The following is a 21,618-nucleotide window of genomic DNA, read 5'->3' as shown; positions in this document are numbered from 1 at the left end:
TTTTTAACGTGAATCCACTATATAACGCACGTATTTATAAAACAGTCATAGCTGCGCAAGCTCGGCTTGCAATGCGTCAAGATCCGTTTGTTTGCTCTCATTTGGACGAGCACTTAATTGTTTTTCTAGCTTTTTTATTTTGCTGCGTAGCTTGGCTGCCGCAATGGTGTTTTTTGCTTGTGCTTCGCTGATATTCAGCGATTGACTGGTGGCATTATTCAGTTTTGCCTCGACCATGCTGACCACAGGTCTACTATTGCTGCTATCAGCAAGCTGATCGGTGACGCGTCTAAGATGAGTATGATAGCGCTGCCTTAAGTCTTCTTGTTCTACCTCGCGCTCAGAGATAGACAGCTCGCGCTCAATCGTGACCAAATCAATGCAATCAACTGGGCAAGGTGCGATACAAAGCTCACAGCCCGTGCACAAGTCCGTAAAGATAGTGTGCATGTGCTTGCCAGTACCAACGATAGCATCGACGGGGCAGGCGGGTATACATTTAGTACAGCCGATACAGTCATCTTCACGGATGACGGCGCGTACCTCGGTCGGCCGCGTCGATGTGGCGTCTATCGGCCACTGAGATGGCGCGGCTTTGAGAGTTGTTTGATCGCTGTCAAGAGTCACGATTTGCGCAATAGCATCAGTAACCGGTTGACCGCCCGGCACACATTTATTGTACGGCTCGTTATCTACTACGATAGCGGTAGCATAAGGCAGGCAACCGTCTGGATGCTCACACAGACCGCACTGCGTCTGCGGCAGACAGGCATCAATAAGGGCAATTTTTGCTTGCATATCAGCAGGCAATGTTTCGATATTCAAGGTATCGAACAGTATGGGCAGATTGATTAGACGAATATTACTACTGCTTTGCATTTAATTAAAAACCTTAACATCGGTCATCAAGACTGGCGTTATTAACATGGATGGAGACATTAAAGTGAGGCGCTTGTATTATAGTAGATAATTAATCTACTATAGTGCGATGCCTTGTTCATGAGCAATCTGGGCGATCAGCTCGTAGGCAATGCTGCCCTTAAACGGTATTTTGGGCAAATTAGAGAGATCAAAAAAATCGGCGTGTGACAGCTCCTCTTCTTGTATTACAATATCGCCAGCCGCATAAGAAGCGCGAAAACCAAGCATTAAATTAGAAGGAAATGGCCATGGCTGACTGCTGACATAGCGAATATCTGATAGGCTGATGTTGACCTCTTCTGCTACTTCTCGCACGACCGCATGCTCTAAACTTTCACCCACTTCTACAAAACCTGCAATCAAGCCGTACATTAGGGGGCGCTTTTGTTCTCCATAACGGTGATGATGAGCGAGCAAAATTTGCATCTCTCCCGTCTGCGGATTGGGTCGAGTGATAGCCGTAATAACACAAGGCTGGACACGAGGGTATTGGCGTAATCGGCATACTGGACAGACCATGGCACGCTCATCTGCTGTGGCATGAACAACTGGGGATGCGCAGCGACTACAAAACTGTGTATCTGTCTGCCAGCGTAACAGCTGTATGGCTTGGCTAATCTGAGCTGATAAGGCGGCAGGTAACTGCGTGATAAGCTGTCGATACGGCACAAAAGCGTTCCCGCTGCCCTCTGCAATCATAGGCAATGCGATATCATGCGCTACTGCATAATCATAGGTAATGGCATTGGCTGCTTGCGCAGTGAAAGTGGCAGCGTCCTCGGTAGTTCCAGAATCAGACTCAGTCGCAACCAAAATTTCTGTACCATCATTGATACTATTATTAGCCTCAGACTGCCAGTGACTTGGAGCTAGGCTTTCGAGTAGTGCTACGTTGCCTATTTGATAGGTAGGCTGTGGCTCTTTGCCACTGTCGCTAATACTGATATTGTCACTGATATTGAACGGTGGTAATGGGATGTACAATGGCCACCAGCCGTTGATCGTTTGATGGCAGAGTACAGTATCATCACTAAATACAAAAGCGCGAGTCATAAGCAGGTTTCCAAACGGTCTAAATCAAGTACGTAGCAAATAAGGTACGAACTTGTTTAAAGTAAAAGTTTTAAATCACTCGTCAGCACAGATGCCGCTAAAATCATTAAGCAGCAAGTAATTGGCTTAAGCTTCGTTGACCAACATTAAGCGCTTGTTTACTCACTGGACGGTTGTGCTCAAAACCATCTAAATGATGATCAACAGCCATAATCACGTCAGCGATATAAGCTAAGGTGCTGTCGTCAATGCGATTGCCACTTTCGATACGTTGCTGTATATAGTTGGCCAATTGACTCAGCATACTGGCCGGTGTTAGCAGTTGTAAAAAGCGTACCGCGCCTGCTACTTGACGTAGCATTTCAGGTATGTTTTGAATGTTGAGCATATCGCGCTCAGGCTCAGATAAGTAATCGTTAATCGCTTGCTCGGCACTGGCAATGGCAGTACGGCTTTCTTGTATTAAAGTATCATAAGCTGTATTGAGCTGATGCAACGAGATATGGGGGTTATTGAGTGGCAAGTAGATCGCCCCTGGGGTATGCATCTCGGCCATGGCGATAGTAGCGTTTTCAGCATGCATCAATGCCAAGAGTAGATAATCAAAATCTTCAGGCGAGGGTATGCGCCATTTGCTTACTGCGTCTGCTGCTGCACTCAGGCTGGTCGCCGCATTTGACAGTCCTAACAAGCGTAATGCTGAGCCCAGTACCGTTAACTGCTCGATAATTTGTGCTGTCTGCATATCAGCAGGATTGAGTGAATCACCGCGCGCGTAGCTATCGACATCTTCTTTAATCGTATTGATTTGCGTCTGAATAATAGCGTTCAATGTATCTGTCAGCGCACGATTAGGACCGAATAAAAAGCGCTTCATTTGCTCGCGCTGTGGGCCTTCTAATTGATTGGCCGCATATTGTTCACGCAGCAGTTTTGCGGCTTCGTTATCGCGCTGACAGGCAAAACTGACCAAATCAGCAAAACGCGTGTCCATGATGGGTAGATAGCTTTGGAACTGCTGCTCTAGATAAATGAGCGTATGCTTTTGGCTGAGGTTAAGTGGCAAAATAGTCGCGAGATCAGTGACCGCAGCAGTAGCGGCTTGCCAGAATAGACTGTTGCTATGAGCGGCTATCAACGCACATGCAGCACTCATGGCATCTAGATTTTGTTGAGCATCTTGGCTCACTACGCCATCTTGATTGAGCAGTGCAACCCCAAGACCACTACGATAGGCATAGGTCAGCAGCTCACTGTCGAGATTAAGCTCTTGTAGCGGCTGAAAGTTCTTTTCAGGGTTGGCAATAATGACACTGCTACTACCAAATGTCGCAAAATAGTCTGCTTCGATAGGCGCGAGCTGTCCATGAGCATTAAGCTTATTAATGATAGGTAATAGCAAAGTTGGCTCTACTGACTCAGTCAATAGCACAAATTCTACATAACGATCCAAAGTCATGATGGCTTCTGACAGATCCATAATCAACGCAGTATCGTTATTATCACCACTGTTATAAAGGCGCTGTAGACCATTGACGATGGCGGTATTCAACACTTCTGCACCAACCAAAGAAATCAACTCAAAAATACAAGACAGCTGCTTTAGCACAGTAATAGAGTCTAATAATAAAGGAGATTGACTATTGTCATCGTTAAATTCGCTCAGATGAATCTCAGTGTCTTTAAGGGTGACGATAATTTCATCATGCAACAGATGTAGCGATGGCAGATTAAAGTCAGTAACACTAAGCGTTGGGGCAGTTAATTTCATTTGTGCAGACTGGTTCATAGTTATTTTTCCATAACGTACTGATGAAAATAGCGATCATTTAGACGATGATTTAACAGGCGTTTATGAGTAACCGATAACGCTCATGATGATAATCAAAACTATACAGTATCCAAATGTCAGTATAAAAGGTTATTTTAATCACATGCTATATGTTGGCTTTTAATTCAGAATATTCTTCGGCTAACTCGCTATACCAACTCTGATTGGCTGTCTCATCAGTGGGTGATGCTAGTAATAAAGAGGCCAAGTTGGCAAAGTGAGCATGGGCTGTCTGTCCACCGTCTGCTTGAGAGTCTTCTTCGATAGCAAGGGTGACCTGTCCACCAGTCATCGCCAGATAGACTTCGGCTAAAATCTCGGAGTCCAATAACGCCCCATGGAATGTACGGTCTTGTTTACCAACATCTAAGCGGCGCACGAGGGCATCTAGGGTGTTTTTTTGCCCCGGATATTGTTGTTTGGCCATGACTAGCGAGTCAGTCACTTTTACCCGTTGTGCAAAGTCATTCATCCCAACTTTAGCAAACTCCATGTTTAAGAAGTTCATATCAAAGGTGGCATTATGAGCGATGATTTCGGCACCGTCCATAAAGTCGTAAAGCGACTGAGCGACTTGATCAAAGGTGGGTTTGTCGGTTAAAAACGCTTCAGAGATACCATGAATGCGAATCACTTCTTCATCCATACCGCGCTGAGGATTGATATAAACGTGTAGCTTTTCGCCAGTGAATTTGCGCCCGATCATCTCGACAATACCGACTTCAATGACACGATCGCCTTTTTGCGGATCCAGCCCCGTGGTCTCGGTATCCATAATCAGCTGACGATCAGATTGGTGACGGTTTATTGGCTTGGGTAGCAATGGCTTAAAATATGGATTGGCACGGCTGGTGTCACCGTCAAATTTTGGCTCATCAGTCGGCGTATCTGGATTGTCATTATTCATTATGGTGTCAGTCGTCATCGTCTGGGCTTCTGGCATGTCTGTGGTACTCATTGGTTTGCTAGCATTGTCATGGCTTTGTTCGTCTAATAGAGGGTTGTCGAATGGTTCGTCATTGAGAACTTCTTCATCAAGCACTTCTTCGTCAAGCTCGTCATCCATATCTAGACCCAACGGATCATATTTCAGCCAGTCATCATTATTAGAGGTGCTTTGATTAGAGGTGCTTTGCGATTTATTAGGCATTATTTGCTCTTTTTTTTTAGCCATTTCTTGCGCATCTCTTGTCGATAAACCTTCACTGCTGGACGTCACGCCTAAGTTTGCCAGCTCGTCCGCTTTTTCATTGCCTGCATGTCCAGCGTGACCCTTCACCCAATGCCAGTCAACGTCGCGCTGTTGGCATAACGCGTCTAATTGTTGCCAAAGATCTTGGTTGGCAACAGGTTTTTTACTGGCTGTTTTCCAGCCTCGTTTTTTCCAGCCTTCAATCCATTCAGTAATGCCTTTTTTGACATAGCTAGAGTCTGTCCAAATCTCAAGATTGTGCTCATGTGGACTATGGGTCAATGCTTGTATCGCACCCATTAACTCCATGCGATTATTGGTAGTTTCTTTCGTGCCGCCATATAAATCCTGCGTGTGCCCATCACTAAATATCAAGTGTGCGCCCCAACCACCAGCACCCGGGTTGCCCTTGCAGGCGCCGTCAGTGTAGGCCACCGTGGTATTTGTTTTGGCGGCCAACGGATCAATCGCGTGGTCTTTATGGCTATGTGGCGTAGAAGAGCGATTGTCTGACATAAAAAATGTATGACCTAATAAGTGATTAACGTAGGATAGAATTAAGCGGTTTTTCGAGCGCCATCAAAACAGTGGTGGCGCATCATTCAAATGCGTTTGAGTATAACAAATCTATCGTTGATATGGGCAATCGTAATGCACAAAATCGCAAAACCACATATCATAATAGTAAGCCTTTCGTTTTCTGTTAAAATAGGCAGAATTGCTGTAAGGAAACGAGCCTCTGACGGCATGAGTATCAGCCTACTAACATCCTAAAGTAGCGTGAATAGTCATTTAAAGGGCAGTTTTAGTGGCTGCTTTTTCCTCATAATTCACGAACGGCACTGATTAACGACAGCTTTCTTTCTATCTTCCTAAAAGTTTTAATGCACGAATGCAGGATAACCCTATTATGTCCTTACGCTCAAACGTTTTTTATAAAAGATTAACGCTGTTGATGGTCAGTGTCACTGCGAGTAGCGCGTTACTGTTGAGTGCTTGCAATGATACTAGCACCCAAGCCGATACCGACGTAGTTGAAGCAGCAGCAGATCTGTCTGTCTTTGAAGGCTGCTATACGGTCAGTCATGATGAGCCTGCGCAAATAAAAGTCAGTCAGCAGGGTGGCACATGGATGATGCAAATGAAAGAGCCGGCAAGTAGCGGGCGCGTCTGGGATGACGCCGAGCCGTTAGAAGTGCTTGAAAATAGCGAGATACCCACGTTTTTCTCTATAGATCCTGATAATGTTGACGCTGTCATTGGCCGTCCCGATAGAGTGCTGGTACTGGCTCATGTGAAGCCTGTCTATGCCAATATCGATCCGCTATTGGACAGTGAGTATTTGTCGTATATTTATCGCGGTGCCAATACTATTTATCGCGTAGAGTGTGATGACGTCAATACTGATATTTTAGCCAATCCGCATGCCAATATTATTATTGACAATGTCGGTACAGGCAGCTAAGCACAGGTCATCGATTATAGACAACCTTTTGTTATAAGCAGTCTTTTCTCATAAGTAGTCAAGTCATTAGAGTCAGGTAATATGAATTTTTTTAGTTATGTGGTGTTGGGTGGGTTTTCTTATGCGGCTGGTTGGGCGATAAGAACCTATGTATTAAACAAAAAACCTGAACCTGAGCAGCCTTACAATCTTAAGCATCCATCTATCTTGGCGTATTTGGGCGGGTTCTTTATTATTATGCTGATTGTCTCATGGCTCATCGGTCGCTACGTGCTTGGACATAACGCTATCGATTTCCCGTTCATCATTATAAACAGCCTCGTTGCGACTTTTGTATATTCATTCGGTCTTAATCCCGAAAAAGCCCGTTATGATGTGCCGGATTGATAAGATTTTGAAAAGGTAAAATAGATAAAGATGTCGTTAATCTAGGGCGTGTCCTCATTTTAAAAATGGTCATAAAAATGAGATAAATTGCAGTAAAACGAGGAAAATAGCGCAAATAATATCGGGATATTGATCAGCTATTTGACGATGTTTGGCAAAATTTAGCCATTTTTAGCTCATTTAGATACAATCGCTTGAATTGAGGGTACGCCCTAATACGAAGAAACGGTCAATGAATAGCTCATTGACCGTTTCTTTATTATTAATGTTAATTTAAAGAAGTACTTTAGAGGTGTGGTTAATATCGATTATCAGAAAGCTATCATTACTTTTTGGACTCTTTATTTGTTACTTTTTTTTCGGTGTCCTTAGTTTTATCTTCTAGCTTTTTATCGGTCGGCTTTGAGGCAGCGTCTTTATTAGATTTTTCATCTTTAGAGGCTGTTTGTTGATCTTTCCAAGTTTTATACTTCCGCAAGTCTTTTTCCATGAGCTTGAGACAAAATTTCAGTACCAACGCATCATCGATTTGACCGATAAAGGGAATAAAATCCGGAATAATATCAATAGGATTTAGCACATAGAGCAGACCGACCACTCCCGCAGAAATGGTTTTGTAGGGAATGTTGCGATAGTTGCCTTGATAATAATCTTTAACTAAACTCATCAGCAGTAGCAAATCCTTGGTATAACGCTCAAGGCCGCGACCGTTTTCGAGCTGGTCATTTATTCTATCTTCTTTACCCAAGATGAGCTTGATGCTGTCTATCAGACTTTTATCATCTTTCTCTTTGTCAGCCATACTTATATTCCTTATTTTTTGTTAAAGACTATTGAACGCTCTTTACTATAACAAGAGTCGTCACTTCATCCAAATAAGGCTGTGAGTGATTCTGTAGCGTTTTGTTGACTATAGAAACGATAGGTTGAGCTTAGCTAAACCATCCTAAAACGCGATATTGTCCAAACCTGCGTTATAATCCAGTTTTATGAGATGTTATAAAAATAAATATTTAACGTGTGCTAAAGACGTCTGTTCAACAGACCTTAACTGCATGGCATAAAAGGTAGAGTAATGACCAAGAAATTTTCTGAGCTGAATCGTCGCCAGTTTTTACGTCAAGTCGGAATCAGCGCAGGGGCAGGGCTGTTAGCGACCCAAAGCATCACTCAAGCGCTGGCTGCTAATACTACTGAGCAAAATAGCAGTACGCAACTGACCAAAGATGATCTGCCAACGGCGTTGATGGATGAGAGTCTGCCATCAGGACAAGCACAACAAGCAGCGCCCGAAACGTTGCAGGCGCAAACGAGTTGTATCACGCCAAATATTGAGACGCGGCTTTTTGCCAGCTCCAACGTCGGTGGTAGTGACGAGCGTAATGAATTGGCGTTAGATCGCATGGCTTGTGCGGGCTTCAAAGTCGACAATCCTACGGTTACCAAACGGCAGTATTTGCGCTTTGCAGGTACGGATTCGCAGCGCGCTAGTGATTTGCAAAATATCGCTACGGGTGCGATTAAAGCACCTAAACTGCTACTTGGTGTACGTGGTGGCTATGGTGCCGTGCGTTTATTGCCGATGGTGGATTGGTCGACGCTTGGTCGTATTATGAAGGAGCGTGGCACGATACTGGCGGGCTTTAGCGATGTGACCGCGATTCAGTGTGCGCTACTGGCAAAGGGTGATATGAGCTCGCTTGCTGCCCCGATGCTTTATAGTGAGTTTGGCAAAACCAAACCTGACCAAATCAGCTGTCGACAATTTGTGGAAGCATTAACCAATCCAAATCTGACTATCAATATACCAGATGCGTCTTTAACCAGTCCAAATTTACCGAGTATTCTGTCAAGTTCTGAGCCAAAAACGATAACGGGCACTATGTGGGGTGGCAATCTGAGCGTGGTGTCAGCGCTGGCAGGCAGTGAGTATGTACCACGGATTGCTGGCGGTATCGTATTTTTAGAAGATGTCGGCGAGCAAGCCTATCGTATTGAGCGCATGCTGTATGATCTGTATTTGGCAGGCGTATTTAAAGGTCAGCAAGCCATTGTATTTGGCGCGTTATCAGGTAGCGGTGAGGACAGCTATGACAAGCGTTATGATGTCGCCACCGTCATTCGTCAATTGCATAAGCTCACAGGATTGCCGATTTATAGTGGTATGCGCTTTGGTCATATTGGACAAAAACACAGCTTTCCACTGGGGGCGACGTGCCAGCTTAGCGCCAATACAGTCGATGGCTATCAGTTAGTATTTAGTGATTATCCAACGATTAAAGCCGATGCCATTCATGTCGAAGGCTTGTGGCAATAAAATTTAGCTCTACAAAAATTTTTGCTGTGATAAATTTTCTTTGCTTGCTGTGTGACTTCGTCACTCCAGAGGCTGCAGAAAGCTTATCACAGCAGCAATGTATTACTTTCAAAAGACATCTACTATGAAGTTAGATTGCTAAGCGTGAAAATTTATCCTGATACTCTTTCGGGGTCAGTTCAGTAGCGCGTTTAAAAAGCCTAGTGAATGAGGAAATATCATCATAGCCAACTTGCTCCGCTAGCGATTTTATCGTCACATCGCCCAATTCCAGTAAGCGCTTGGCCTGCTCAATTCTCACTGCTTGAATATACTCAATCGGGCGCATCGCCACGCAGGATTGAAAGCGTCTATTTAACGTGCGTGGGGTAATATTTACCATGGCTGCCAAGCCGCTAACTTGAATAGATTGCTTGAAGTTTTCCTCGATAAATTCCTGTACTTGCTTAACCAGCTGATCTGAATGTGGTTTATGCAATGTCACATTGGTATAGCTGTTTTGATTGCCTCTTTTACTATCAATAATCTGGGTTTTTGCCACTTGGGTAGAAATCTCACGCCCACAATAACGCTCTATCAATAGCAATCCCAAGTCATAAAAGGCGCTACCACCTGCCGCACAAAATATATTGCCTGATTGGTGTGCTGAATCACTTTTTGGCTGGCTGTTTGATGGATTCTTTGATTGAGTGACAAATTGATTCTCTTGCAAATCAACCAGTGGAAAATCTGCCTTAAACTTACTGGCATAGCCCCAATGGGTGGTCGCTACTTTGCCATCGAGCAAGCCTGCTTTTGCTAAAAAGAAAGCCCCGCTACAATTACTAGCGATATCCGCCTTGGTATTCGCCAGTCGCTTGATGTGTGGAATTAAATCGCTATTTTGGCTCAATACTTTATCAATTGAATCGCCAATGGTTGGAATTAATAGTAAGTCGCACTCTGTGACTTCCTGAATATCGCAATGCGCTCGCATAATCAAACGGTTGCTGCATCTGATATCCGCGCCACCTAAGCTTGCAATCTGCACGTCAAACCTTGGTTCTACTGCCTCATCCAAGAATCGCTGCCAGCTGACGCCAGTAAACGAAAATAAATCTAGCGCCCCAGCAAGCACACTACCGAGCACGCCATCGAAGCCAACGATAATCACTTTAAACGGTTTGAAGTAGGGCAAAATTTGGCTTCCTTTAAGTAAGTGTATGCAAATTTATGGCTGATATTCACCAGCTGCACGATACGTAATTTGAAACTCACTCACTATAGGTTAGAGAGGATGTCTTATTTGACCATAATTATGTCATAAATGACAATACGGCAAGGCGTTAAATTAGATTAATATCAATGAATCACCAAATTTAATGAGTTAACGAGAATACTATGGCAGCAGATACGCTTATCAATGACTTTGAGTTACCGTTCCAACTATATGATGTATTGGGCACTGAACATTTAACCGAGCATCCGAAGTTTGCAGAACACAGCCGCGAAACCTTCGATGCGGTACTCGACACCGCCAATAAAATCGCGACCAATTTATTCTTGCCCCATAACCATGTGGCAGATAAAAACGAGCCACAGTTCGATGGCAAAAAAGTCAGCATGATAAGTGACGTAAAAGTCGCCTTTGATGCGTTCCGCGAGTCGGGCTTCATCGCTGGTCGTTATAGCTTTGACGATGGTGGCATGCAATTACCCGAAACGGTTATGACCGCAGTGGCAGGCTATTTTATGGCGGCCAACCCATCAACGACGGCTTATCCATTTTTGACCACGGCGGCGATTAATGTTATCTCACATTTCGCCAGTGATGAGATTAAAAATGCCTTTATGCCGCGTATGCTAACGGGTGAATTTACCGGCACCATGGCATTAACCGAGCCGCATGCTGGCTCATCGCTTGCCGATATAAAAACTACCGCCGTTAAACAAGATGATGGTTCTTATCGCGTAAAAGGCAGCAAGATTTATATCTCAGCAGGCGATCACGAATTGTCTGACAATATTGTGCATTTGGTACTAGCCAAAGTGCCGGGCGGTCCTGGTGGCGTCAAAGGTATTTCTTTATTTGCCGTGCCGAAGTATCGTCTGAATGATGATTCATCAGTAGGCGAGCGCAATGACGTGCATTTAACGGGTCTCATTCATAAACTGGGTTATAGAGGCGCGACTTCTACCGCATTAAGCTTTGGCGATGCAGGCGAGTGCTATGGCTATCTTATCGGCGAAGAGCATTTTGGTCTGCGCTACATGTTTAAGATGATGAATGAAGCACGTATCGCGGTTGGCTTTGGCGCAGCAATGATTGGCTATCGTGGTTATCAATACTCGCTCGATTACGCCAAAGACAGAACGCAGGGCAGAATTGCACCGAATAACAAACCTGAAGATGCAGCAACAGCGATCATTCAGCATGGCGATGTGAAGCGTATGTTGTTGGCGCAAAAAGCCTATAGCGAGGGTGGTATCTCACTGTGTTTATACGGCTCAAACCTTATCGACCGTATCAACACTTGCAAAGATGCAACACTAAAAGCTGAGCTATCAGAACTGCTGGATTTACTCACGCCAGTGTTAAAAGCATGGCCCTCTGAATATGGTCCCAAAGCCAATGATTTAGGCATTCAAGTATTGGGCGGTGCAGGCTATACGCGCGAGTATCAAGCCGAGCAGTTTTGGCGTGACAATCGTCTTAATCCCATTCATGAAGGCACAAATGGTGTGCAAGCGTTAGATTTGTCATTCCGTAAGTTATGGCAAAACAAGGGTCTTGGTATTCAAATTCTAAAACGTGAAATTACTCAAGACTTAGAAAGTATTAGCACACCAGAAACCGCCAAACTTGCCGGTAAATTGATGCCTTATATGGGTCATTTGCATAAAGTGTTGGTACATCTAAGCAAAATCCTGCAAACGGAAAAAGCCATCACGTTGACTGGTAATGCACAAGCATTGATGAATATCTTTGCCTCTATCGTGGTCAGCTGGATTTGGATTCGCCAAGCCAGCAAAGCTGAGCAATTATTAAGCGAGACAACAGACAGTAATTCACAAGATACGGAAAAACAGAATTTCTATCATGGCAAATTACAAGCAGCAAAATACTTTATCGATTGGGAATTGCCGTTAATCAATCGCGATATCGAGCTGTTAAATAACGACAATGCGGTATGTACCAATATGCAAGCAGAATGGTTTTAAGGGATTATTTAGAAAATTTTCAATACAAGAACATGCCTGAACAATACGACCAATGTGATGCTGGGATAAATTTTTCGAAGCCTCTGGAGTGCAAAGCGCACAGCAAGCGAGAAAAATTTATCCCAGAAGAACGCTTTTTAATATATTTGGCTTATTTTGAATAAACTCTTTTTAAGCAAACGATACCAATGGCTTTTTATAAAAATTTAAAGGAATAAATAATGACAACAATGAATAAGCAGTGGCGCTTAAAAGAAAGACCTGTTGGCGCACCGAGTGCGGAGACTTGGGATTATACTGAGTCAGAACTACCGACTATCACAGACGGTCAGTTACTGATAAAAATTGAATATATCTCGATGGATCCAGCGATGCGTGGCTGGTTAAACGATGCCAAATCTTATATCGAACCAGTACAGATTGGTGATGTCATGCGCGCGGGTACCGTGGGCGAAGTCATTGAAAGTAAGCATGAGAAGTTTGCCGTCGGCGATTATGTCTGTGGTCATAATGGCGTGCAGTCGTATGCGGTCAGTGATGGTACTGGGTTATACAAAGTCGATCCAAACCTTGCACCCTTATCTTATTACTTAGGCGTGCTCGGTATGCCAGGTATGACTGGTTACTTTGGCTTATTGAAAACAGGTGAGCCAAAAGCTGGCGAGACAGTCGTTGTTTCTGGTGCTGCGGGTGCGGTCGGTGGCTTGGTTGGACAGATTGCCAAACTAAAAGGCTGCCGTGTCGTTGGTATCGCAGGCGGTGCTGAGAAATGTAAATTCTTAGTCGATGAGCTAGGCTTCGATGCTGCGGTAGATTATAAAAATGAGGATGTCAAAAAAGGCTTAAAGCAAGCCTGTCCAAACGGTGTCGATGTCTTCTTTGACAACGTAGGCGGCGATATCTTAAATGACGTCCTTACCCAAATTAATCTGCGCGCGCGTATCGTGATTTGCGGTGCGATTAGCCAATATAACAACACCACAGCGGTAAAAGGGCCGTCAAACTATCTATCGTTATTGGTCAATCGTGCCCGTATGGAAGGCATCGTTGTCTTTGATAATATCAAAGAGTATCCAATCGCGATGAAAGAGATTGCTGGCTGGATTCAGTCAGGTGATATGAAAGTAAAAGATCATATCGTTGAAGGTATCGAGACTTTCCCTGATACCTTGATGATGCTCTTTAAAGGTGAAAACTTCGGCAAACTGGTACTTAAGGTAGAGGGATAAATCATGACACTGAATACAAATGGAATTGCATCAGACGTAGCCAGTAACGTTTCTGGTAAACGTATTTTAATCACAGGCGGTGCGTCTGGCATTGGTGCGGCAAGTGCGTTATTGCTAGCCAGTCGCGGCGCAAAAGTCGTGATCGGTGATATGGCCGAAGAGATGGGCGCAGCCGTTGCCAAGCAAGGTCAAGATGCGGGCAATAGTATCGTCTTTAAAAAGGTCGATGTGACGAGTGGCGACGAAGTGCGCGCATTATTTGTCTTTGCCATGGAAACGCTGGGTGGTCTTGATGTCGTGGTAAATAATGCGGGCATCGACCATCAGCCTGCACCGATGCATGAGCTAAGCGATGAGGACTTTGACCGTAATATTGCCGTTAATCTAAAAGGCGTCTGGCATTGTATGCGTGCGGCTGTTACTTGTATGGCAGCCAATGGCGGCGGTCACGTGATTAATGTCGCCTCTATCGCAGGACTTCGTTCTGCACCATTGCTGTCAGCGTATAGCGCCGCGAAGCATGGCGTGATGGGACTGACGAAGTCTGCTGCTCATGAATATGCGCGCGTCAATATTCGCTTTAATGCCGTATGCCCAAGCTTTATTGACACCCCTATGGTGCAAAATACCATGGCGAAGATGGGCGAGCGCGCGCAAAAAGCAACAATTAATGCCAGCCCGCTACGCCGTTTAGGGACAGTTGATGAAGTATCCGGCGCGATTGCATGGCTCGCGAGCGATGAAAGCAGCTTTATGAATGGTCATGCGTTTACCCTCGATGGTGGCATGTTGGCTTAATAGTCAAATAACTGCTAAATCATTACGGTGTTAGCCTCGCTCAATGTACTATTCGTACTATCTACGCTCGGCTGCCTTGTAATGGATTTGCAGTTTTTTGACTATAATTTATTAAATATTCACGATAAAAAATTGAAAGTTGAATAGCTAATTCAAAACATAAGGAATAATAATGAAAGATTTATTTGATTTAACAGGCAAGATTGCTTTGGTCACAGGTGCTAGTCGTGGTATTGGCGAATCTATCGCCCGTCTATTGGCATCAAGAGGCGCACACGTCATTGTCTCTAGCCGTAAGATTGATGCTTGCCAAGCAGTCGCCGATAGCATTGTCGCTGATGGTCATAAAGCCAGCGCTTTTGCCTGTCACGTGGGCGAGATGGCGCAGATTGAGGCGATTTTTGAGCACATCAAAAGTGAGTTCGGTCAAATCGATATCTTGGTCAATAATGCCGCTGCCAACCCTTACTACGGGCATATCTTAGATACGGACTTAGCCGCTTTTGATAAGACTGTCGAAGTCAATATTCGTGGTTATTTCTTTATGTCGACGGCGGCAGGTAAGATGATGCGCGAGCAGGGCGGCGGAGTGATTTTAAATACCGCATCAGTCAATGGCTTGGTCGCGGGTGATAAGCAAGGTATCTACTCAATCACCAAAGCAGCTGTGATTAGCATGACCAAAGCCTTTGCCAAAGAATGCGGGCCATTAAATATTCGCGTTAATGCGCTGCTGCCAGGGTTAACCGATACTAAGTTTGCCTCAGCATTGACTACCAATGATAAAGTCTTAAAAATGGCGCTCCATGCGATTCCATTAGGACGCGTGGCTAATCCTGACGAGATGGCTGGCACGGTATTGTACCTAGTGTCTGACGCCTCAAGTTATACGACGGGCGCAACGATAGTCGTTGATGGCGGGATGTTGGCTTAATCCGTTTATCACTATCGCTATATTTTTATAATAAAAAACACGTTCATTAGTAACGTGTTTTTTTATGTCTCAACGTTCACTACTTTTAGCTCATTACTTTAAATTTATCTACTCGCACGTTTTGATGTGAGGCGATTTAATCGCTGTAAGCCTTTTTCAATGATATTCGTCGTCCGCTGCATTAATGGACTTAATGGTTTGGGGTGCATATTAATTTTACTCATATCATTATCATAATGTGCTCTGACACGCTTATTCATAATAGCAAACCACAATGGCGGGATATAGGCAGGCATAATCATCGTGGCATAGCCTATCGGCAGTTGCGGGGCTTCCTCAAAATGTCTGAGCAATTGATAAGCGCGGCTTGGATGCGCGTGGTGATCAGAATGGCGCTGCAATTGATACAAAAACAAATTGGTCACGGTGTGATTGCTGTTCCAGCTGTGCTCCGGTTGCGTACGCTCAAAGCGGCCGTTGTCGTCTTGCTCTCTGAGCAGACCGTAGTGCTCTAGATAATTCACTACTTCTAACAGACTAAAGCCATATACTGCCTGCAACCCAATAAAGGGTAGGATCTTTTTGCCAAAAGCCTTATAAAGAGTGGCATAAAGTACCGCCGACATCGCCCAACCTTGCAACAACTCGTTGTCTTTGTTCCAAAAGCCTTTATGTCGACGGGCGAGCCGCTCAGTTTCAATGTTTACAGCGGAACGTAGACCACCAAACACTGTGCGCGGCAAAAACTGCCAAAAGCTCTCGTTGTACTTGCTACTGGCTGGATCCTTTGGGGTCGCCACCCAGCGGTGATGACCGAAATTATGCTCGATGGCGAAATGTCCGTAGGCCGCTGGCGCAAGGCTGATACGCGCCAAAGTACGGTTTAGGTGGTCAGACTTATGACCAAGTTCATGCGCGGTATTAATCGCAATACCACTGCCGACTCCTGCCGTCAATGTCACTCCTAAACGATTATACCAAGGCAACTCTCGCTGACTATACTGATAGGCCAACAGCCCAAAAGCCATATATTGTAGCGGTATAAAAGCATGAGCAATCCACTTATAATAGGGGTCTTGGGCAAGTGCTTGCATAGCGCTATCAGGTGGGTTACTATCATCTCGACCGACCAACACGTCCGCCAACGGGATGATGCCGTGGATCAAAATAGTGCCTCCCCAAGCCAGCGCTGTATTTTTAAGCTCAAAGCCCTTTTGATCTCGTAATCCTAACGCGAACAAGCAGCCTAATAGAGGCAGTGATGGACTACACAGCCAAAACCGCCTTTTTGGGTCGCGCCATGGTGAGTTATCCATTGCATCTTGAATGATGGCATGTTCTTTAGCGCCTAATGTCTTAGTCATTATACGGTCCTTGTATAGTCAGTCCTCTGTAAATCAGATATGGTGTCAGACTTACCTAGTCTATTATTTATCGTGATTTTACGCGGTGCTTGATAGCCACATTCCTTGATAGCCACCTTTAACGATTTCGTTTATATATTATCAATCAAGATTCTGATCATTTATTATGATCTTTGATAGCATTTAAAACGGCGTTGATTGACAAAAAAATCTCACTTTGCGTCCAAAAATGCAAATATATTCAGATTTAATCGTCGGACTTCGTTATGTTAGGAATTTATAAATATCCTATATATAGTAATTAACGTTGATAATACTTTCAAAGCGATTAGTTTGGGCGTGTCATCAATTAGCACATTGATACATTTAGTGGTCTTAAAATGGCTAAATTTTGCCAAACATCGTCAGAAATCTTGTCAATATGTTCATATTTACGGCAATTCCTTCCTTGTTTGGCTGCAATTTTTCTCATTTTAAGCCTCACAATCTAAATGATGACACACCCTAGTATTGGTCTAAAATATGGATATTTTAAGTCGATTGTTTGATGAGATGCATTTGCAAAAGGTGCAATATATCACTGTCAAAACGCGCGGCTCTTGGCAACTGGTACAGAGTAGACAAGATTATTTGACCTTTATCGTGGTTATCAGTGGCGAGGTGCATCTGTGCTATGGCAATGACCATAATGACAGGCAAGTGATCACAGCTAACAATATGATGATGTTGACCACACAAGGCAGCTATGCGTGTCAATCAGCGCCAATGGTGTCTAAGCTTACAGCCAAAACAATCATGCCTGCACACACTGAAGGTCAGATTGGCTTAGAGATTGACAATACAGATAGCGGTCATAAAGTTATTGCTCAAACTAACAATGCTCAAACTAACAATGCTCAAAGTAATCATGCTCAAAGTAACCATGTGCAAGATAATGAGGCACAATTCATTGTGGTACGCAGTCAGTTTGATGCTGATATGGCCAGACCTTTATTATCCGCTTTGCCTACCAGTCTGCCGCCCGTGACCCAAAAGCACTCGGCTTATAATGATGTAGTACATATTGGCTTGCAATTTTTCTTATTAGAAGTGAGCTTGCAGCGCCCCGGCAAGACCACGATGCTTGAGCGCTTGGCTGGCATGTTGATGATTGAATGTATACGCGAGTATGTCGAACAGCTAGAAATGGCATCAGGGTCTAAAGACAGCATAAACCACACTACGGATAATACCCTAGACAGGACGCCATCGTGGATTGGTCATCCATGGCAAATAGACGATGATGCCGACCACAGTAGTGAAAATAACACTATTAGTAATGGAGATGAAAACGGTAATTGGCTGGCTGCCCTAAAAGATCCTTATCTATCAAACGCCCTCTATCTGATGCATCGCTACCCAGAAGATGCTTGGACGCTACAGGGTTTAGCGAAGGCATCTGGGCTGTCGCGATCAGGACTCAATGAGCGCTTTAAGCAGTCAGTTGGCATCACGCCGCTGGCATATCTGAGTCATTATCGCTTGCGACTGGCGGCAAGGTTTTTGCGGCAAGAGCAATATTCAATTAGCAAGATTAGCGAGTTGGTAGGCTATGCGTCGGATCATTCGTTTAGTGGTGCATTCAAGCGGCGTTATGGGCAGTCACCGAGTCATTACCGCAAAGCTCATAGCAGGAAATCAAAGCCATAATGTGAATTTCAGTCACAAATAGATTGATGACTACGGGCGATCAATCGTGAGGATAACTATAGGGTCTGTTGAACATTCAAATATTAGGACTGCTGATCGCTAAAATCGCATCAAACGTTTTATCAAATCAGGCGTAAACTGATGATAATGTCGAGACCTTAGCTAGGTTTACAACAACATTTGGGGTGATTTTAGCATCAGCCTTTCAGGGCAGGGCTATTTTTTGCCAATACATGGCGAAATTGTCTAACCTAGAATGACTAGGCGTCAAAAATTTCACTGCGTATTGTCTAAAAAATAGCCACTGCCAGTTCCACATTTGAATGTTCAACAGACTCTAAACGCGACAATAAAAACAACAATAAAAGCAACTATGAAAAATTCTATTAAAGATAAAAGACAGCCTCATCATAATGAAATGGTAAACAATGATATAAACACGAAGACGTGGCTATTTGTCCCAGCGACTCGAATCGATAGAGTGGCAAAAGCCTTTGCGAGCGGTGCAGATGCAGTGTTTAAAATAGTAGGTCAGATGGTCGATGCGCCCGTAATTGAGCGCTGCCGTCAGTTGCTGAGTTGATAAAAGGTTTTTAATAGAATGCACCCTAACAGACTAAAATAGCAAAAAAGGCGCGGTACGGCTGGCTTTTGATTTTGCGACTTCTGCTGGTGTGCCTTCTGCCACAATAAGACCGCCTTTATCACCAGCGCCCGGCCCAATATCGATAATCCAATCACTGTTACTAGCGACTTGCATGTCATGCTCGACCATAATCACAGTGTTACCAGCGTCAACGAGTCCGTTCAATTGCGCCATCAATAGCGACACGTCCGAAGGGTGCAGGCCAGTTGTTGGTTCATCAAGGATATAAAGCGTGTCTCCTCGTTGTGTCCGCTGCAGTTCGGTGGCAAGCTTAATGCGCTGTGCTTCGCCGCCCGAAAGCTCGGTCGCGGGTTGACCAAGGCGTAAGTAGCCAAGTCCGACTTTTAGCAACGCATCTAATGCTCGTAGGATGGGTGCTTCTTCTACAAAGAATTTATAAGCAGATTCGACAGTGAGATCGAGGATTTCAGCGATGTTTTTGTCTCGATAAGTAATCTCAAGGGTTTCATCATTGTAGCGTTGCCCATGACACACTTGGCACGGCGAGTAAACGCTCGGCAGGAATAGCAGCTCAACGCTCACAAATCCAACACCTTCGCAATTTGGGCAGCGGCCTTTCTTAACGTTAAATGAGAATCGACCGGCATCGTAACGTCGTGCTTTGGCTTCTGGGGTTGCTGCAAATAATTTGCGCACATGATCGAACAGGCCGGTATAAGTGGCAAGGTTTGAGCGCGGCGTACGACCGATGGCTTTTTGATCGACGGTCACCAATCGACTCACGTGTTCCATACCACTAGCAATCTTACCGCTGGTCTGAGTTTCTAGCTCTTGCTCTAGTAAATCAGCTTCACCAGTCGGCGCTTCGATGACTGTCTTCTGCCCTAATTCGCTATAAATGAGATCGACCAGCGCTTGACTGACTAGACTTGATTTGCCTGAACCTGATACGCCCGTCACCGTTGTCATCACCCCTAGAGGAAACGCTACATCTAGCCCTTGTAAGTTGTTGCGTTCGATATTGACCAGCTGTAGCGAGGCTTTCGCTTTTCTTGGGGTATGCTCAACCGCCTCGTCAGTCTCAAAAAGATACTGTCCTGTGCGTGATTGCGCAACGTCCCGCAAGCCTGCTACAGGACCACTGTAAATAACTTCGCCGCCATGGGTTCCAGCCTTTGGCCCCACATCGACAATCCAATCGGCGTGCCGAATCACGCTGACGTCATGCTCAACAATAAATAACGAGTTACCAGCCGCTGTCAGCTCATCCAATGCGCCCAATAGCGCTTGAGTATCGGCAGGATGTAATCCAGCAGACGGCTCGTCAAGCACATAGACCACACCAAACAGTTTAGAGCGAATTTGGGTAGCGAGTCTTAGGCGTTGTAATTCACCCGGAGACAAAGTAGGTGTAGTGCGTTCAAGCGACAGATACCCTAAGCCTAGCGTGGTCAAAGCCTCAACTCGAGACAGAATGTCACTGGCAATACGTTGAGCAACAATGGCCTTTTCTCGGTTTGGCATATTATCAGTCGGTTTGGTCTTGGCAGCATCCTGAAGTTTAAGCGCCATTTCAGTCAAGGTTAATTGCGATAATTCACCAATATCAAGACCCGCGAACTTCACCGATAGCGATTCTTTTTTGAGTTTTTTGCCATGGCATTCTGGACATTCAGAGATTTGCATAAACTGGGAAACGCGCTTTTTGGTACGCGGGCTTTGCGTACTGGCAAAAGAGTGCAAGACGAAATTCTTTGCACTGGTAAACGTCCCTTTATAATTGGGCTTTTCACCTTTTTTAATAGCGTCGCGTACTTGTTCAATGTTGTACTCTGGATAAACTGGGACTTCTGGCGTGTCATCGGTAAAGAGAATCCAATCGCGGGTTTTTTGGGGCAGGGTATTCCACGGCTTATCGATATCGTAGCCAAGTGTGGTCAGGATGCGGCTTAGGTTTTGCCCTTGCCATGCAGGTGGCCAAGCGGCAATCGCGCGTTCGCGAATGGTTTTGGTATTGTCAGGGACTAGTAGTTCTTCTGTTACCTCAAACACGCGGCCAATACCGGAGCAAGTAGGGCAAGCGCCATCTGGCGTATTTGGAGAGAACGCATCAGCGTAGAGTATGCCTTGACCAGCAGGGTATTCGCCCGCTCGTGAGTAGAGCATGCGTAAACCATTTGAAATCGTCGTCACGCTACCGACCGATGAGCGCACAGAAGGCGTACCTCGTTGTTGTTGCAGGGCAACAGCGGGCGGCAAGCCTTCTATTGAATCGACATCAGGCTGATCCACTTGATCGATCAAGCGTCTGGCATAAGGCGATACCGAGTCAAGATAGCGATGTTGCGACTCAGCAAAAAGAGTACCGAATGCCAGTGAAGATTTGCCTGAGCCTGATATACCCGTGAATACCACAAGGGCATTACGCGGCAAATCAACATCGACGTTTTTTAGATTATGAACCCTTGCGCCTCTGACTTGGATGCTGTGAGCTGGGTCGCAAGCGATATTTTTAGTGGCCTTGTCATCAACTTTTGCAGTGGATTTTACTTTTTTATTTTTAGTGGTCATAAAACAGTTATTCCTATCAAATCGTATTTTTGGCTTTATTGTGAAAAAGACGGGTAAAG

General features: G+C 44.8%; 17 protein-coding genes. 9 read left to right on the top strand and 8 right to left on the bottom strand.

All coding sequences use genetic code 11. The features are described 5' to 3' along the window. Positions 1-45: 45 nt before the first annotated feature. From IOD06_RS02185 to dnaQ, 4 genes are all read right to left on the bottom strand, one after another. A complete protein-coding gene (locus IOD06_RS02185) occupies positions 46-879 on the bottom strand; it encodes an RnfABCDGE type electron transport complex subunit B (RefSeq protein WP_194618877.1) in 834 nt (277 codons plus the stop codon). A 99-nt stretch (positions 880-978) separates the two neighbouring features. Continuing rightward, the gene (nudC, locus tag IOD06_RS02180) at positions 979-1,974 is read right to left on the bottom strand and encodes an NAD(+) diphosphatase (RefSeq protein ID WP_194618876.1); all 996 of its coding nucleotides are present in this window, start codon (positions 1,972-1,974) and stop codon (positions 979-981) included. A 106-nt stretch (positions 1,975-2,080) separates the two neighbouring features. Further along, positions 2,081-3,763 carry a hypothetical protein gene (locus IOD06_RS02175; protein WP_194618875.1) on the bottom strand — a complete coding sequence of 561 codons (1,683 nt, stop codon included), beginning with the start codon at positions 3,761-3,763 and terminating at the stop codon, positions 2,081-2,083. Between the two features lie 148 nt (positions 3,764-3,911). Then, positions 3,912-5,513 (bottom strand): DNA polymerase III subunit epsilon, encoded by a 1,602-nt coding sequence (gene dnaQ / locus IOD06_RS02170; protein WP_194618874.1) that lies wholly within the window; start codon positions 5,511-5,513, stop codon positions 3,912-3,914. Between the two features lie 394 nt (positions 5,514-5,907). On the opposite strand from dnaQ, the gene IOD06_RS02165 reads away from it, so the two are divergent. After that, positions 5,908-6,462 (top strand): hypothetical protein, encoded by a 555-nt coding sequence (locus IOD06_RS02165; RefSeq protein WP_227669844.1) that lies wholly within the window; start codon positions 5,908-5,910, stop codon positions 6,460-6,462. A gap of 81 nt (positions 6,463-6,543) precedes the next feature. Continuing rightward, on the top strand, positions 6,544-6,849 hold the full coding sequence (locus IOD06_RS02160; protein WP_194618872.1) for a hypothetical protein: 306 nt from the start codon (positions 6,544-6,546) through the stop codon (positions 6,847-6,849). A 325-nt stretch (positions 6,850-7,174) separates the two neighbouring features. Here the strand turns inward: IOD06_RS02160 and IOD06_RS02155 are convergent, their stop codons facing one another. After that, entirely contained in the window at positions 7,175-7,651 is a 477-nt protein-coding gene (locus tag IOD06_RS02155) for a YkvA family protein (RefSeq protein WP_194618870.1), read from the bottom strand. Positions 7,652-7,924: 273 nt separating this feature from the next. Here IOD06_RS02155 and IOD06_RS02150 point away from each other — a divergent pair, with 273 nt between their 5' ends. Continuing rightward, complete coding sequence (locus IOD06_RS02150) at positions 7,925-9,166, top strand: LD-carboxypeptidase (protein ID WP_194618868.1); 1,242 nt, start codon at positions 7,925-7,927, stop codon at positions 9,164-9,166. Positions 9,167-9,296: 130 nt separating this feature from the next. Here IOD06_RS02150 and IOD06_RS02145 read toward each other — a convergent pair whose 3' ends face one another. Next, a complete protein-coding gene (locus IOD06_RS02145; protein ID WP_194618866.1) occupies positions 9,297-10,343 on the bottom strand; it encodes a GlxA family transcriptional regulator in 1,047 nt (348 codons plus the stop codon). A gap of 203 nt (positions 10,344-10,546) precedes the next feature. Between IOD06_RS02145 and IOD06_RS02140 the strand changes: the two genes are divergently transcribed. From IOD06_RS02140 to IOD06_RS02125, 4 genes are all read left to right on the top strand, one after another. Continuing rightward, positions 10,547-12,367, top strand: a complete 1,821-nt coding sequence (locus IOD06_RS02140) for an acyl-CoA dehydrogenase (RefSeq protein WP_194618864.1) — start codon at positions 10,547-10,549, stop codon at positions 12,365-12,367. A 221-nt stretch (positions 12,368-12,588) separates the two neighbouring features. Further along, positions 12,589-13,596: an NADP-dependent oxidoreductase gene (locus tag IOD06_RS02135; RefSeq protein WP_010198539.1), complete on the top strand. Its 1,008-nt coding sequence runs from the start codon at positions 12,589-12,591 to the stop codon at positions 13,594-13,596. Between the two features lie 3 nt (positions 13,597-13,599). Further along, the gene (locus IOD06_RS02130; protein WP_010198540.1) at positions 13,600-14,394 is read left to right on the top strand and encodes an SDR family NAD(P)-dependent oxidoreductase; all 795 of its coding nucleotides are present in this window, start codon (positions 13,600-13,602) and stop codon (positions 14,392-14,394) included. 169 nt (positions 14,395-14,563) lie between these two features. Then, positions 14,564-15,328, top strand: coding sequence for an SDR family oxidoreductase (locus tag IOD06_RS02125; RefSeq protein ID WP_320157423.1), 765 nt, complete (start codon positions 14,564-14,566; stop codon positions 15,326-15,328). Between the two features lie 104 nt (positions 15,329-15,432). On the opposite strand, the gene IOD06_RS02120 is transcribed toward IOD06_RS02125, so the two are convergent. After that, entirely contained in the window at positions 15,433-16,692 is a 1,260-nt protein-coding gene (locus IOD06_RS02120; protein ID WP_194618862.1) for an alkane 1-monooxygenase, read from the bottom strand. A gap of 522 nt (positions 16,693-17,214) precedes the next feature. On the opposite strand from IOD06_RS02120, the gene IOD06_RS02115 reads away from it, so the two are divergent. Next, on the top strand, positions 17,215-18,381 hold the full coding sequence (locus tag IOD06_RS02115; protein ID WP_194618861.1) for an AraC family transcriptional regulator: 1,167 nt from the start codon (positions 17,215-17,217) through the stop codon (positions 18,379-18,381). Positions 18,382-18,754: 373 nt separating this feature from the next. Beyond that, complete coding sequence (locus IOD06_RS13545) at positions 18,755-18,964, top strand: hypothetical protein (RefSeq protein WP_227669843.1); 210 nt, start codon at positions 18,755-18,757, stop codon at positions 18,962-18,964. A gap of 33 nt (positions 18,965-18,997) precedes the next feature. Here the strand turns inward: IOD06_RS13545 and uvrA are convergent, their stop codons facing one another. After that, the gene (uvrA, locus tag IOD06_RS02105) at positions 18,998-21,559 is read right to left on the bottom strand and encodes an excinuclease ABC subunit UvrA (protein WP_194618860.1); all 2,562 of its coding nucleotides are present in this window, start codon (positions 21,557-21,559) and stop codon (positions 18,998-19,000) included. Positions 21,560-21,618: the final 59 nt, after the last annotated feature.

The sequence above is a fragment of the Psychrobacter sp. N25K4-3-2 genome (assembly GCF_015351755.1).
GTDB lineage: Bacteria > Pseudomonadota > Gammaproteobacteria > Pseudomonadales > Moraxellaceae > Psychrobacter > Psychrobacter glaciei.
Note: the sequence above shows the minus strand (reverse complement) of the source record. Positions and strands in the feature narration are given on the sequence as shown.

Excerpts from the sequence above, each read along its gene's own strand:
- IOD06_RS02185 (WP_194618877.1), bottom strand. The coding sequence starts at position 879 with ATGCAAAGCAGTAGTAATATTCGTCTAATCAATCTGCCCATACTGTTC.
- nudC (WP_194618876.1), bottom strand. The coding sequence starts at position 1,974 with ATGACTCGCGCTTTTGTATTTAGTGATGATACTGTACTCTGCCATCAA.
- IOD06_RS02175 (WP_194618875.1), bottom strand. The coding sequence starts at position 3,763 with ATGAACCAGTCTGCACAAATGAAATTAACTGCCCCAACGCTTAGTGTT.
- dnaQ (WP_194618874.1), bottom strand. The coding sequence starts at position 5,513 with ATGTCAGACAATCGCTCTTCTACGCCACATAGCCATAAAGACCACGCG.
- IOD06_RS02165 (WP_227669844.1), top strand. The coding sequence starts at position 5,908 with ATGTCCTTACGCTCAAACGTTTTTTATAAAAGATTAACGCTGTTGATG.
- IOD06_RS02160 (WP_194618872.1), top strand. The coding sequence starts at position 6,544 with ATGAATTTTTTTAGTTATGTGGTGTTGGGTGGGTTTTCTTATGCGGCT.
- IOD06_RS02155 (WP_194618870.1), bottom strand. The coding sequence starts at position 7,651 with ATGGCTGACAAAGAGAAAGATGATAAAAGTCTGATAGACAGCATCAAG.
- IOD06_RS02150 (WP_194618868.1), top strand. The coding sequence starts at position 7,925 with ATGACCAAGAAATTTTCTGAGCTGAATCGTCGCCAGTTTTTACGTCAA.
- IOD06_RS02140 (WP_194618864.1), top strand. The coding sequence starts at position 10,547 with ATGGCAGCAGATACGCTTATCAATGACTTTGAGTTACCGTTCCAACTA.
- IOD06_RS02135 (WP_010198539.1), top strand. The coding sequence starts at position 12,589 with ATGACAACAATGAATAAGCAGTGGCGCTTAAAAGAAAGACCTGTTGGC.
- IOD06_RS02130 (WP_010198540.1), top strand. The coding sequence starts at position 13,600 with ATGACACTGAATACAAATGGAATTGCATCAGACGTAGCCAGTAACGTT.
- IOD06_RS02120 (WP_194618862.1), bottom strand. The coding sequence starts at position 16,692 with ATGACTAAGACATTAGGCGCTAAAGAACATGCCATCATTCAAGATGCA.
- IOD06_RS02115 (WP_194618861.1), top strand. The coding sequence starts at position 17,215 with ATGGATATTTTAAGTCGATTGTTTGATGAGATGCATTTGCAAAAGGTG.
- IOD06_RS13545 (WP_227669843.1), top strand. The coding sequence starts at position 18,755 with ATGAAAAATTCTATTAAAGATAAAAGACAGCCTCATCATAATGAAATG.
- uvrA (WP_194618860.1), bottom strand. The coding sequence starts at position 21,559 with ATGACCACTAAAAATAAAAAAGTAAAATCCACTGCAAAAGTTGATGAC.